Here is a 12,104-nt window from a genome sequence, read left to right as displayed (position 1 = left end):
CGGATCGGCGCCCGCGAGCGCCGAACTCCTGACGGGCAGTGGGCCGAAGACCGCGGGCAGCACGGCGCCCACTCCGGCGCCCACTCCGGCACCCTGACCCGCCACCACCATGACCGCCCGTGACCGGGGCACTCCGGAGCGCGTACGATGCTGCGTGTACGTCACACGGTCGGCACCCCCGGCCGTGGCCGAGCCGTCGGCCGTCACGTCCGACCCACCGGCCACCGGCCACCGGACGCTGACGGAACGTCGGCCGTACGCCGGGGAAGGACGCTCCTTGGACACGGTCATCGTGCAACTGCCCGACCTCCCGGGGCTCCGGGCCACCGGCCGGACCGACCCGCCCCGGCTGCTGCGGATGGGCCCCGGCGAGAGCGCCGAGTTCGGGCGGGGCTCACCCGGACGGCCGGTCGCCATCGCGCTCGACGACCAGGCGGTCTCGCGGCGCGCGGGCGAGCTCACCGCCGCCGAGGACTACTGGCGGCTGTCCAACTTCAGCTCCGGCACCACCTATGTGGTCGAGAATCTCGAAGGCGCCGGTGAGCATCTCAAGGTCGCGCCCGGGCGGCTCGGCGCACCCGTGCCGTTCGAGTTCTCCCGGGTGGTACTGCCCTCGGTCGGCGGCGCCACCGAGTTCAAGGTCTTCGCTCCCCAACACGCCTACCTGGACGAGGCGGTGGGCCCGTGCACCGGCGAGCACACGGTGAGCCCGTTCGCCCTGGACCCGACCTCCAAGTACTTCCTGGTCCTGCTGGCGCTCTGCGAACCGCGACTGCGGTCGGCCGCCGCCGCCGTCCCCGGGGCGACCGAGGTGGTCGAGCGCCTGCGCGGTCTGCCGGGCTGCGGCGACCTGAGCAGATCCGCCGTCAACTACCACATCGACTACCTCGCGGGCAGCAAACTCCGGCTGCGCGAGGACGAGCGCCGCGCCCCTGCCGGTACGACCCGGACGGCCGACGCGGCCCGGACGGCGGGTGCGGTCCGGACGGCCGGCGGGAAGCGCGAGGAACTCGTGGCCCTCGCCCTGCGGTTCGACCTGGTCAGGGAGGAGCACCTGGCCCTGCTGCCGAGCCGCCGGAGCGTCTGAGCGCGACCCGGCCGGCAACCCCCGGACCTCGACCGACCCCCGACCGACCGGCCCACGATCCGACCGGCCCACGATCCGACCCGACCCGACCCCGAAAGGCGCCGAACCCACGTGAACGACCGAGGGCGGACTCCGCTGGACATCCCGGCAGGCAGCGTCCTCGCGGGGGTACGGATCACCGGCCTGATCGGCTCGGGCGGGTGGAGCAGCGTCTATGCCGCCGAGCGGGTGGCCGACGGCGCACCGGTCGCGGTGAAGCTGCTCCGACCCGACCTGCTGAGTCCTGGGCAACGCGCGACGATGGCCGAACTCGCCGCCAGGGAGGTCCGGTTCAGCCGGGAGGCCGATCACCCCCATCTCATCCGGACCTTCGCCACCGCCACACTGCGGACTCCGGAGGACCCCCGGCTCGACGGCGCCGTGGCGCTGGTGATGGAGCGCGCCGACCGCAGCCTGCGGGACGCGCTGTCCGCCGCGACGCCCGGCCGGCCGCTTCCCGGCGCCGAGCGGATCCTCGGCGAGGTGTGCGCGGGGCTGGCCCACATGCACCGGCGGGGCTGGGTGCACGGCGACCTCAAGGGCGCCAACATCCTGCTGATGGCCGACGACACCGTCCGGCTGGCCGACTTCGGGCTGACCGCCGAGCTGGAGGGCACCCACGCGTACGTGCCCCCGCTCGGCTCGCTCGACCACGTACCGCCGGAGTGGTGGTCCCAGCGGGCCGGCAGCAGGGGCGTCCCGCTGCGACCGAGTGCCGACGTCTGGGCGTTCGGCGTCATCGCGCACCAGGTGCTCACCGGCGGGCTGCATCCTTTTCTCGGCGCCACCGCCCGCGCCCGCTCGCTCACTGCCCAGGCGTACGCCCGCGGCGCCTGCCGACTGCGGCTGCACGAAGGACTGTCCGAGCCCTGGCGGGCGATCGTGGTGGACTGCCTCCAGCCGGACCAGGCCGAACGGGCCCGGCTCACCTCGGCCCTGCTGGCGGCCCGGGTCCACTCGCTCGCCGCCACGGCGGCGCCGCGGAGACGACGGGCCCGGCGCGCCGCCCTGTTCGCGGCCGGCGCCGCGCTCGTCCTCGGCCTCGGCACGGCGACGGTCGTCGTCGGCGGGCCGGCCACGCTCCGCACCTATCCTCCCCCGGCGCCGGCGCCGACCCCCGCGACCGGCGCCGCTCGGGGCGTGACCGGCACGGCTCGGGGCGCCCTCCCCGAGGACTCGGACGTGCCACGGGAACTGCGCGCGGTGATCACCGACACGGCCCGGCGCTGCCCGGAACCGGAGGTGACCCCCGCACTGCTGGCCGCCATGCTCAAGGCGGAGAGCGGCTTCGACCCCGCCGCCGCCAACCCGTCGACGCAGGAGTACGGCATCGCGATGTGGACGCCCGCGGTCTTCAACGCCTGGGCCCAGGACGGCGACAACGACGGCGACAAGGACTACATGTCGGCGCCGGACGCGATCGTCAGCATGGGCGACTACGTCTGCTGGCTCGACCAGCGGTTCAAGCACCGCGGCATGACCGAGGACCTTCCCGCGCTGGTCGTGGCCGGCTACCGCACCAGCGACAAGACCGTGGCCGACGCCGGCGGCGTGCCCGAGCGAGTCAGGGCACATGTCGACAAGGTGATGGACTACCTGGCGCAGTACACCCGCTGAGGACGGGACGAGCCGAGGAGCCGGCAGGCCGTCCCCGCCCGCCGGGGTGGACGGGCGAGCGGGGACGGCGGATCATCCGGCCGACCGCCGGGGCGCGGTCAGCACCAGGGCAGCCCCGGCACCGGCTCGTCGTTCCCGCCGCCCGAGAGGTAGATGACGTTCACCCAGACACCGCGGTTACCGCTGTCGTCGTCCGTCCTGGCGTACCAGTTGTTGTGGTAGGCCCCGTCGGACATCTCGGAGCCGACGGCCTGGCAGTAGAAGTAGTTGGTACCGGCGTTGAGGGTGCCGGCCCGCACGTTGCCCTCGAAGTAGGTCGGAGCGGTCTTCCAGACGTTGCAGTTGAAGGTGCCGTTGCCGTTGTCGGAGCAGCCGCCGGCCGCCTCCGCGGAGGTGGCGGTGAGCCCCAGGGTGGCGACCCCCAGGACGGCCGCCGCGCCGGCCAGGGCAAGCTTGCGCACACCGAACATGATTCTCCTTCGTGCTGACGGGTGGGTGCCGAGGACGCCCCGGTCGCGCGGCCCCACTTCCGGGAATCCGCCGCCGACCGCGTCCATCACCAGAGAACCAGCCCGTCGTCACGCTCGGTACCTGACGACTGTCAGGGTGTGCCGGCCTCGGCCCTCGGCCCGACCCCGCTGCGGCTACCGAGCAGTGATGAGCGATGAACGATGAACGATGGGCGATTCCCCGCTACCGGCTACCGGCTACCGCAGGGCGTAGGGCGCCGTCGCCCTTACGAAGTCGCTCGGCTCCACGACCTGCGGCTCCCGGCCGGCCCCCTCGTACAGGTGGCGCTCGGCCTTCGGCAGCGCCAGGTCGATGATGTCCAGCACGGCACTGGAGAGCGGATCACTGTCGTCACTCTGAGTCAGCAGAACGGTCTCCGGGAACCTCCCGAGGGCCGTCAGGTCGAGGTCGTGGGCATCCGGGTCGCGGAGCTCGTCCAGGAACGTCGGGGCGTTTCTGATGTAGGTGTGCCGCAGCGGCGCGGGCAGCGCCGACCAGGCGCCGGGGCCGTACGTCACCGTCTCGACGAAGAGCTCGGCCGCGGCGGCCGTCTCCCCGCGTTCCAGCAGCAGCCGCACCGGCGCGACGCGGGCGAGGGCGGCGTCGGCGAGCCGGCACAGCTCCGGATCAGCGGCGAGCAGTCCCGTCGCGGGCGGTTCGTGGGCGGCGACACCCCGGATCAGCTCCGGCCGGACGGAAGCCAGTCGCAGGGCCACCATCGCGCCGTACAGGGTGCCACCGACGAAGACCGGCGCCAGCCGGAGCCCCTCGATCAGCGCCGCCAGATCCGCCGCGTCCTCGTACACCGAGCCCTGGCTCAGCACGTCCTCGCTGCGACTGTGCCCGCGTCGGTCGTAGACCACGACGGTGCAGTCCTCGGCCAGACCCGGCACCACGCGCTCCCAGCTGTCGGCGTCTCCCCACGAGCCGTGCACGAGCACCACACCGGGCCCGGTGCCCCGGACCTCGTAGTACAGCGAAATCCCGTTCGCCCTGATCATGGCCATCGCAGACCTCCAGACCTCGGCCCTGCTCCGCCCCACCTCACCAGCCTGGCACAACCTCCCGACGAGTGGATCTCCTGCGGGGCCGGAGAGCGCCGCGGCTGGGCACCCCATGCCGAAGGCCGCCTCCGGGTGCGGAGACGGCCTTCAGGGAGTACGACAGTGCTCGGGCCCGGCGCAGGCGAACATCAGGCGGAGGACCCGGAGCGCGAAGTGCGCACCGGGTCCTCCGACTTCGCCCCGGGGCCCCTGTCCGACGCCGGGGCGCCGCGAGAGTGGCTCGGTGGAGATCCGGCTCGGTGCCGGTCGGTGTACGGCAGCAGCCTGGGTACGGCTTAGTACCAGTGGTGCGTCTGCCAGAAGGCCCACGCGGCGTTCGGGCTGCCGTAGCGCTCGTTCATGTAGTTCAGGCCCCACTTGATCTGGGTGGCGGGGTTGGTCTTCCAGTCGGCCCCGGCCGAGGCCATCTTGGAGCCCGGCAGCGCCTGGACCAGGCCGTAGGCGCCCGAGGAGGCGTTGGTGGCGTTGACGTTCCAGCTGCTCTCGTGCGAGACGATCTGGTTGAACGAGGCGAGCTGGTTGGCCGGAACGATCTTCGCGGCCAGGGCCTGCGCGGAGGAGGCCGGGGTGCTGGCACTGGCGACGGTCGGCGCCACCACGCTACCCAGGGTGGCGATGCCGGCGGCGGAGGCGAGCAGAGCGGCCGAAGCACGCAGACGGGTGGAGAAAATGCGCATGGGGAAGCTGGTCCTCATCGGTTGGTGCGCTCACGTCCACAGCGGGCGCACGGCCGGACAGGGGCTCGTGCGGTCGGGACGGAGTGCTGGGCACCCGCGCTGGGCGGGGCCTTGCGAACGAGTGCCGCGGCTGAACAGGTGCCGCGGTCTCTGACGACTCCGCAATTGTTAGCGGGCTCCGGGGCCGCCGCCAAGACCCCTTGATACGACGCCGCGTCGTAGTCGGAGCAGATGATCACCGACTCCGCGGGCGTCCTGCTACCCCGCTCCTCCGCCCCCGAACCACCGGTTTCGAGCCCCGGCTGAGCACCCTCGCCCGCCACTGAGCTGCGCACATAGCAAGATAACGGACTAAACCCACCAAACTAGGTTTTTACCTTCTTTAGCGATGTCCGGCCACGGTCCACCGCCAGCCGGACGATCAACTACGCGGGATCGTAGGCCCCTGGGGCCTGTGAGCACCCTCACCAGCCGTGCGCCCCATATGTCCGATTAGGGGCCTGAATCGGAGCGCTCGGGGATGCCTGGCCGACCCGGATCGCGCCGTCGGAGCCCCGTCACCCCCGTGGTGCCCCCACCGGCCGACCACCGGCCGACCACCGGCGGCCGGCCGCCCGGCGGGTCACCGACTGAAGGTGTCGATGCTCGCGATCCGCCAGGCCCCGTCCTGCCGAACGGCGTCGACCGCGAACATGGCCGCGGCGTAGGTGCCGTCCGCCGCCGTGGCGGTGGTCGCCGTGCTGGTGCTCCGCTGATCCGCGAAGACCAGTACCCGGGCCCGGGTGCCGTCGATCATCTCCACACCGCTGTCCGTCACCGTCGTGGTCAGCACCAGCTTCTGCGGCCCGGCCTGCGCCCGGACCTCGGCGAGCAGGGTCGCGTACTGCTGCACCGCGGCACCCACCAGGACGCCGCGGGCGGCCGTGTCGGTCCTGCCGGGGTCGGCGTAGTTGTAGGAGAAGACGGTGTTGACCGCCTGCGAGACCGCACCCTTCACCTCGTTGGTCCGGACCGGGTCGGTCAGCGCGAGGTTGTGGACGGACGGGACCGTGTTCCGGTCAACCGCCGCGCCGTGCGCCCAGGCGGCGAAGCCGCCCAGCAGAACGGTGGCCAGGCCCAGCGCGAGCGGCGGCAGCAGCCGGCGCGACCGGCGCCCCGGGCGGGCCCCCTCCCCGACAGCCGCCGATCCGGAACGGCCCGGGACGGACGGCTCCGGGACGGAGGGACGCGGGACGGAGGGACGCGGGGCGAACGGCTCCGGGGTGAAGGTCTCGGGGGCGGTACGGGTCTGCGCTACTGCGGCCAGCCGGCGCTGCCGGTTGACCAGATGGCGGGTCGTCGACATGAACGGCGGTCCTCTCGGGTACGGCTCAGCGGCCGGCGGACGGCTGCGGGGTGGCGGGAGCGGGCGGGACTGCCGATGCAGAAGGGGCGGAGGAAGCGGCCGGGGCTGCCGACGGCCCCGGTGAGCTGGCGGCGGACGGGGCGCTCACGCCCATGGGTGCCTGACCCAGCGCGCTGAGCTTCCAGCCGCCGGCGGTCCGGGTGAGTTCGCCGAGCATCCGGCTGTCCTTGGTCGCGGGCGCGGTGTTCGGCACCTCGACGGTGATCCGCAGCGCGATCATCACCGTGGCCCGCCCGGCCCGATCGTCCAGTTCGGTGACCGCGCCGGAGAGCGTCTTCGCGCTGGTGACGGTCTGCGCCTGTTCGACCTGGGTCTCGAACTGTGACCGGCCCCGCACCAGCTGATCGTGGAGGTCACCGGTGGTGGAGGCCTCCCAGAGGTCCAGCCCGTGTGCGAGATCGCGGTGATCCAGGGTGTTCATGTTCTGCGCGCCCTGCTCCCCCGCCGCGAGGACCTGGTCCCGCGCCCGGGCGTAGGCCGCCGAGTCGTCGTGCGCCGCGTCGTACCAGGACCACCCGCTCCAGGCCGCCAGGCCCGCTGCGAGGACGGCCGTCGCGGCGCCCGCCGCGACCAGCGGGTTCCGGCCCGGCCACCTCCCCCACCGACCGATCGTCGGCCCGCTCGCCGCTCGCCCGCTCGTCATCGGCCCGCTCGTCGTACGCCCGCTCGTCATCGGCTCGCTCGTCGTACGCTCGCTCGTCGTGCGCCTGCTCATCGTGCGTCCTCCCCTACCTGGCGCTGAGATCGGTGATCCGCCAGTGGCCGCCGTCCAGCCGGGCGGTCACCGAGAGTTGGGCCCCGACCACGCTCGCGGGCCGGCCCTCGCGTCGCGAGGTCTGGTCGAGGAAGACCAGCAGCTGCGCGTCACCGGCGGTCAGCCGGACGATCCCGACGCGCACCACCCGGGTGGTGAGCGTCAGCTTCTCCTCGGCCACGCGCCGGCGCAGCTGGTCCATCAGGGCCCGGTACTGCGTGGCGGCCTTGGCGTCCAGGGAGTCCTGGGCGGCCGTGGTGGTCGCGTCGGTGTCGTTCGGCGCGTACGAGAACACCTTGGTCAGGGCGGATCCGACGTCGCCGACCAGCCGGGTGCCGGCCGCCGTGTCGGTGAGGGCCCGGTTGGCGGTGTCCGCCGAGCCGCGGAGCTGTCCGCCGAGCTGGAGGAGGACACCGCCCGCCGCCAGGAGCAGCACCGCCACCGCCGTCACCACCGTCACCGGCACCGCCCGGCGCCACCGGCCGCGAGGCCGGTCGGCGGCCGGGGCCGCCGACGGCTCTCCGGAGCCGTCCGCGCCCGTGTCCTCGCCAACCCCGTCGCCGTCCCCGTCGCCGTCCCCGTCGCCGTCCCGTTCGCCGCGCGGGTCCCCGACCGGATCGCCCGGGCGGCCCTCCTCCTGCCCGGCGGGCGGCTGATCCCGGGTGGCCGGGGCGTCGAGCGCGGGTGTTCCGGTCTCTGCTGTGGTCACGTTCGTCCTCTCGGCTTCGGCTCAGCCCTGGGTAGCGGCAGTGGCGGTGGCACTGGCGGTGGCGGTGGCGGTGGCGGTGGCGGTGGGCATTCCGCCAGGAGCGGTGGCGCCGGGGCCGGAGTCGGCCACGGGCACGGCGGTGAGGGTGGTGATCCTCCACCCGTCGGCCGTGCGGTCGAGGGTCGCCTCGAACCGCTTGCGGTCGGTGCTGGGTGTGCCACCGCCGGCCTTCGGCGTCACCAGGACGTCCACCGTCGCGATGAGCTTCGCGGTGCCCGCCGCCCGGTCGAGGGCGGTGACGGCCGCGTCCGTGACGGTGCCGCGGGCGGAGGCCCCGGACTGCTGCAGGGCGGTGCGGTCGGAGTCCGTGCTGCGCCGCATCTGGTCGTGCAGCGGGCCCGAGGTCGCATCCAGCCGCTCGCGCAACCAGTCCTCGACGTGCTGCGCGTCCACACTGTTCAACCGGCCGATCTCCTCCTGGCCGACCGTCCGGACGGTGTCCCGGGCCCGTGCCTGGGCGAGCGTGTCGTCGTCGCGGGCCTGGGCGTACGAGTGCGCGGCCAGTGCGCAGAAGACGGCGGCGGCCAGGACGGCGAGCGCCCCGGCGATTCGGCGGGTGTTCATCCGGCGCTCTCCCCCAGTCCGAGCAGACCGCTCATGTCGGTGGGCGCGCCCTGCGGTACGGCGGGCAGCGCGAGTGGGCCGGGCAGGGCGGCGGCCCGGCTGCCCGCCGCGGGTGCCTCCCCGGCGGCGGGCAGCAGCGCCCCGGGCCGGGCCGGCGTCGGCACACCGCCGGCCGGCGCGTTGGCGGAGCCGCGCACGTCGACCCCGGTGCCGGGCGCCGCGGTGCAGCGCGCGTCGGTGTTGAGAGCGGGGGCGGTGCCGGTGTCGAGCCCGCCCCGCCTGGTGGTGCCCTGGTAGCCGTCGGTGCAGGGCAGCGGACTGAAGAAGGTCAGCGCCATGCCCACGCGTAGTCCCTTGTCGTCGACGGCGCTCGGGCCGACGGCGGCCAACGCCGGTAGCCGTACCAGCAGTTCCTCGATGCCGCGCTGGCGGGTGACCGCGATGTCGGAGGTGGTCAGCAGGTTGGCGAGCAGCACGCTGAGCCCCGGGTCGAGGTCCCGCAGCAGTGAGCTGACCTGCCCGGCGGCCGCCGGGCCGGCGGCGATGATGCGGCGCAGGTCGGGGTCGGAGGCGTTCAGCTGTCCGGCCAGCAGGGTGGCGTCGGCGGCGAAGGACGTGATGGCCCGCCCCTCGTCCGCCTGGGTTCCGAGCACGGTCTGCGCGTCGACCATCAGGGTGGTGTTGCCGGGCAGCGCGGTGTCCGCCGCGGCGACGAGGTGGTCGCTGTCGTCCAGCAGGGCGCCCAGGTTGGCGTCCTGGCCGGCGAAGACCTGCCCGAACTCGTCGACGACGGTGCGCAGGGACTGCAGCGGGACGGAGGTGGTGAGCCGGTCGACGCTGGTGAGCAGGTCGGTGACGGGGGCCGGGGTGCGGGTGTCCTTCGCTTCAACGGTGGAGCCGTCGCCGAGGTAGGGGCCCTCGTCGGTGCTCGGCCGCAGATCGATGTACTGCTCGCCGACCGCGGACAGGTCGGCCACGACGGCCTGCAGCCTGGCGGGGATACGGGGCGCGGAGTCGTCGATCCGCAGTTCGGCCCGGACGCCGTCCGCGGTGAGTGTGATCGGGCCGACGCGACCGACCGAGACACCCCGGTAGGTGACGTCCGCGTGCTCGAACAGCCCCCCGGTCTCCGGTAGTTCGACCTGGACCACGTAGTAGCCGCGCAGGCCGACGTAGCGTCCGAGATCGGCGTAGCGCACGGCGATGAAGCCGAGGACGAGTACGGCGACGAGCAGGAAGGCGATGTTGCGCAGGCGGGTTCCCAGGGTCAGCATCAGTGGCCCCTCCCGGTCACGGACGGCAGCGGCACGGGCGGCGCGACCCGGGCGGCCGCGCCCTCGGTGCCCGGATCGGTGCCCGGATCCGGCGCCGGCTCGGTGCCCGGGTCCGGCGTCGGCTCGGGCGTCGCGGCCGGCGGGGGGTAGACGTTGTCCTCGGCCCGGAGCTCGGGGATGATCACGGTGCCCGGTGCGGCGGTCAGGTCGAGGTAGGTGTTGAGGTAGTCGCCCTTCACCCCGCGCAGCACCTCGTCGGTGAACGGGTAGGTGGCCAGCACCTGCAGCGAGTCGGGCAGGGCTCTGCCCGCGTCGGCGAGGCGCTGCAGCGTGGGCGCGAGCGCCTTGAGGTCCGCGACCATGTCGTCCTTGCTCCTGTTGACGGTGTCCACCGCTGTCGCCGAGAGGGCGTCCAGCGACCGGAGCATCGTGACGAGTGAACCCCGCTGCTCCTCCAGCACCTTGAGCCCGGGGGCGAGGTCGGTGAGGACGGTGCCGATCTGCTGGTCGCGCCCGGCCAGGGTGGCGGACAGGCGGTCGATGCCGTCCAGGGCGTCGGTGATGTCCTTCTTGTGCGCGTCGAGTTGGCCGACCAGCGTGTCCACCTGGCCGAGCAGCGACCGGACCTGCGTCTCGTTGCCGGCCAGTGCTCTGTTCATCTCGACGGTGATCGTGTTGAGCTGCTGGATGCCACCGCCGTTGAGCAGCATGGACAGCGCCCCGAAGACCTCCTCGGCCTCGGCGCTGCGGTTGGTCCGGTCGATCGGGATGACCGCGCCGTCCGCGAGCCGGCCCTGCGCGCCCTGGGACTGCGGGGGCGGCGTCAGCTGGACGTACTTCTCGCCGAGCAGGCTGGACTGTTCCAGCAGGGCGTAGGCGTTGGCGGGCAGTTGCACGTCACCGTTGATCTTCATGCTGACCACCGCCGACCAGTCCCCCGGCGCGAGGGTGACGGCGGTGACCCGGCCGACCGGGACGTCGTCGACCTTCACGGCGGACTGCGGCACCAGACTGAGGGCATTGGCGAAGTGGGCCCTGATCTCGTACGGGTGGCCGCCCAGGTCGGCCCCGCCCGGGAGCGGCAGGCCCTGCGCGCCGGTGAACGAGGCCGAACAGCCGGCCAGCGCGAGGCCGGCGGCCAGCGCGGCGACGGCCGCGGTGCTGCCGCGACGGTTCATCGGGCCACCCCCTGGCTGCCCGGGTCGGCGGTCGGGTCGGTACCGGGGTCCGGGGGCGGATCGGTACCGGGGTCCGGGGGCGGATCGGTGCCGGGATCGGTGGTCGGATCGGGCGTGGGCGACGCGGTCGGCACCGGGGTCGGTGTGGTGTCCACCGGCGGTAGCGGCAGTGGCAGCGGGGTCCCGACGGCCCGGGCGTCCGCGCTGATCTCGTTGAGGTCGGCGCGGCCGTCGATCGTGCGGCGGGCCGGGTCGTACGCGGCGAGCAGGTTGTCCGCCGCCAGCGGCGCGGTGTCCAGGAGCTCGGCCAGCGAGGCGCGCTGGTCGACCAGGGACTGGGTGATCGGCACGAGCCGGTCCACGGTGGACCTGAGCCTGCTCCGGTTGTCCTCGATGAAGCTCTTCACCTGCCCCAGTGCGGTGGCGAGTTGGTCCAGCGCCGCGCCGAGATCCTGTCGGTCGGCGGCCAGGAAGCCGGTGACGGTGGAGAGCTCCTCGGTGGCGGAGCGGACCTTGCCGTCGTTCTCCTTCAGCATGGTGGTGAAGGACTGCAGGGCCGCGAGGGTCGCGAACAGGTCGTCGCTGTGGCCGGAGAGGGTGCGGGTGGCCTGCCCCAACTGGTCGATCGTGTCCCCGATGGCCTTGCCGTTGCCCGCCAGATTCTGCGCGCCGGTGTCGAGCAGCCGGGAGAGGCTGCCGGTGGCGTTCGCACCGTTCGGGCCGAGGGCGTCACTGAGTTCGGTGATGCTCCGGTAGAGCTGGTCGACCTCGACCGGGGTGGCGGTGCGCTCGGCCGGGATGACGGCGTGGTCCGCGAGCCGGGGGCCCGCCGTGTAGGCGGGTGTGAGCTGGACGTAGCGGTCGGCCACCACGCTGGGCGCGACCACGACCGCGCCCGCGTCGGCCGGCACGGGGATGCCGTCGTCCAGGGTCATGGTGACCCTGACCCGGGAGCCCTCGGGCCGCACCTCGTCCACCGTGCCGACCTTGACCCCGAGGATCCGCAGGTCGGAGCCGGCGTAGACACCGACCGTGTGGTCGAACCAGGCGGTGATGTGCCGCCCGCCCGAACCGGTCACGGCCAGGGCTCCCGCCGTGGCGCCGCCGACCGCGACCACCAGGGCGAGGCCCAGGGCGACCGGGCGCCTCGCACGCTTGCGCATCAC

11 protein-coding genes and 1 pseudogene are annotated in these 12,104 nt (G+C 73.6%); 2 read left to right on the top strand and 10 right to left on the bottom strand.

What is annotated here, in order from left to right; translation table 11 throughout:
- The first annotated feature begins 277 nt into the window (after positions 1-277).
- Both OG823_RS28870 and OG823_RS28865 read left to right on the top strand, forming a co-directional pair.
- Positions 278-1,087: a serine/threonine protein kinase gene (locus OG823_RS28870; RefSeq protein ID WP_371483021.1), complete on the top strand. Its 810-nt coding sequence runs from the start codon at positions 278-280 to the stop codon at positions 1,085-1,087.
- A gap of 111 nt (positions 1,088-1,198) precedes the next feature.
- Entirely contained in the window at positions 1,199-2,743 is a 1,545-nt protein-coding gene (locus OG823_RS28865; protein WP_371483020.1) for a serine/threonine-protein kinase, read from the top strand.
- A 98-nt stretch (positions 2,744-2,841) separates the two neighbouring features.
- On the opposite strand, the gene OG823_RS28860 is transcribed toward OG823_RS28865, so the two are convergent.
- The 10 genes and pseudogenes from OG823_RS28860 to OG823_RS28815 form a co-directional block, all read right to left on the bottom strand.
- The gene (locus OG823_RS28860) at positions 2,842-3,204 is read right to left on the bottom strand and encodes a hypothetical protein (RefSeq protein WP_371483019.1); all 363 of its coding nucleotides are present in this window, start codon (positions 3,202-3,204) and stop codon (positions 2,842-2,844) included.
- 246 nt (positions 3,205-3,450) lie between these two features.
- Complete coding sequence (locus OG823_RS28855; protein WP_371483018.1) at positions 3,451-4,260, bottom strand: alpha/beta fold hydrolase; 810 nt, start codon at positions 4,258-4,260, stop codon at positions 3,451-3,453.
- Positions 4,261-4,592: 332 nt separating this feature from the next.
- A complete protein-coding gene (locus tag OG823_RS28850; protein ID WP_371483017.1) occupies positions 4,593-4,994 on the bottom strand; it encodes a transglycosylase SLT domain-containing protein in 402 nt (133 codons plus the stop codon).
- 622 nt (positions 4,995-5,616) lie between these two features.
- Positions 5,617-6,339 carry a hypothetical protein gene (locus OG823_RS28845; RefSeq protein WP_371483016.1) on the bottom strand — a complete coding sequence of 241 codons (723 nt, stop codon included), beginning with the start codon at positions 6,337-6,339 and terminating at the stop codon, positions 5,617-5,619.
- Between the two features lie 148 nt (positions 6,340-6,487).
- Positions 6,488-7,042, bottom strand: a pseudogene (locus OG823_RS28840) (hypothetical protein); the annotation flags it as partial.
- Positions 7,043-7,127: 85 nt separating this feature from the next.
- Positions 7,128-7,862 (bottom strand): hypothetical protein, encoded by a 735-nt coding sequence (locus OG823_RS28835; RefSeq protein ID WP_371483015.1) that lies wholly within the window; start codon positions 7,860-7,862, stop codon positions 7,128-7,130.
- 21 nt (positions 7,863-7,883) lie between these two features.
- Complete coding sequence (locus OG823_RS28830) at positions 7,884-8,486, bottom strand: hypothetical protein (RefSeq protein ID WP_371483014.1); 603 nt, start codon at positions 8,484-8,486, stop codon at positions 7,884-7,886.
- A complete protein-coding gene (locus tag OG823_RS28825; RefSeq protein WP_371483013.1) occupies positions 8,483-9,760 on the bottom strand; it encodes an MlaD family protein in 1,278 nt (425 codons plus the stop codon). The genes OG823_RS28830 and OG823_RS28825 overlap by 4 nt, the downstream gene beginning before the upstream one ends.
- Positions 9,760-10,938, bottom strand: a complete 1,179-nt coding sequence (locus OG823_RS28820; RefSeq protein WP_371483012.1) for an MCE family protein — start codon at positions 10,936-10,938, stop codon at positions 9,760-9,762. The genes OG823_RS28825 and OG823_RS28820 overlap by 1 nt, the downstream gene beginning before the upstream one ends.
- Positions 10,935-12,101, bottom strand: coding sequence for an MCE family protein (locus OG823_RS28815; RefSeq protein ID WP_371483011.1), 1,167 nt, complete (start codon positions 12,099-12,101; stop codon positions 10,935-10,937). The genes OG823_RS28820 and OG823_RS28815 overlap by 4 nt, the downstream gene beginning before the upstream one ends.
- Positions 12,102-12,104 lie beyond the last annotated feature (3 nt).

This window comes from Kitasatospora sp. NBC_00315 (assembly GCF_041435095.1).
GTDB lineage: Bacteria > Actinomycetota > Actinomycetes > Streptomycetales > Streptomycetaceae > Kitasatospora.
This window is presented reverse-complemented; position numbering and strand designations above follow the sequence as displayed.